This window comes from Mesorhizobium sp. M1406, assembly GCF_040317555.1.
In the GTDB taxonomy this organism is placed as follows: Bacteria; Pseudomonadota; Alphaproteobacteria; order Rhizobiales; family Rhizobiaceae; genus Mesorhizobium.
Genome location: NZ_JAMYKW010000180.1, coordinates 1 through 759 on the forward strand (window position 1 = coordinate 1; position 759 = coordinate 759).

The following is a 759-nucleotide window of genomic DNA, read 5'->3' on the forward strand; positions in this document are numbered from 1 at the left end:
CCTGAAGCGGCCGTTGAAGGCTTCGATGTAAGCGTTGTCCGTTGGCTTTCCCGGTCGCGAGAAGTCGAGCGTGACGCCCTTGGTGTAGGGCCCACAGATCGAGGTCGCGAGAGACGAACTCCGAGCCTTGATCGACCCGGATCGTCTTTGGATAGCCGATCTTGGGGCAGACCTGTTCCAGCATCCTGACCACATCCTCGGCTCGGTAACTGAAGCGTGGGTCGAGCACCGGCACGTAGCGTGAGAACGTATCTACGACCGTCAGGACCCGGATCTTCTTGCCCGTCGCGAGCTGGTTGTGAACGAAGTCCATCGCCCAGACGTCGTTGGGTTCGACGGCTGGCTGGCGATCGTCTCGCAGCTTCGCCTTCACCCGGCGCTTCGGCGTCTTGTTCCTCAGTTGAAGGCCCAAGTCCCTGTAAATGCGATAGGTCCGCTTCATGTTGATGTCCCAGCCCTCCCGCGTGAGCATCACGTGCACGCGCCGGTAGCCATAGCGAACCCGCGTCGCGCAGATGTCTTTGATCCGAGCTTCGAGGCCGGCCTGGTCACGGCGGCGGGACTTGTAGTGATAGGTCGAGGTGTCGAACTCCAGAACACGGCACGCTCGCCGGATCGACACGTTCCAATCAGCACAGGTATCGGCCACCAGCTCGCGTTTGCGACCAGGCCTCACAGTTTTCGGCGGATCACGTCCTGCAGCATCTCCTTGTCCAGCGACAGGTCGGCGACCAGCTTTCTGAGCTTGCCGTTCTCGTC

1 protein-coding gene and 1 pseudogene are annotated in these 759 nt (G+C 61.1%); both read right to left on the reverse strand.

Annotation, left to right across the window (positions count from 1 at the left end; translation table 11 throughout):
- Positions 1-153: integrase core domain-containing protein (locus tag NKH03_RS35165; RefSeq protein WP_502913588.1), on the reverse strand; the 153-nt coding region annotated here is incomplete at its 3' end.
- Positions 83-676 (reverse strand): annotated as a pseudogene (locus NKH03_RS34835) (DDE-type integrase/transposase/recombinase); the annotation flags it as partial. The gene NKH03_RS35165 and the pseudogene NKH03_RS34835, both read right to left, overlap by 71 nt.
- Positions 677-759: the final 83 nt, after the last annotated feature.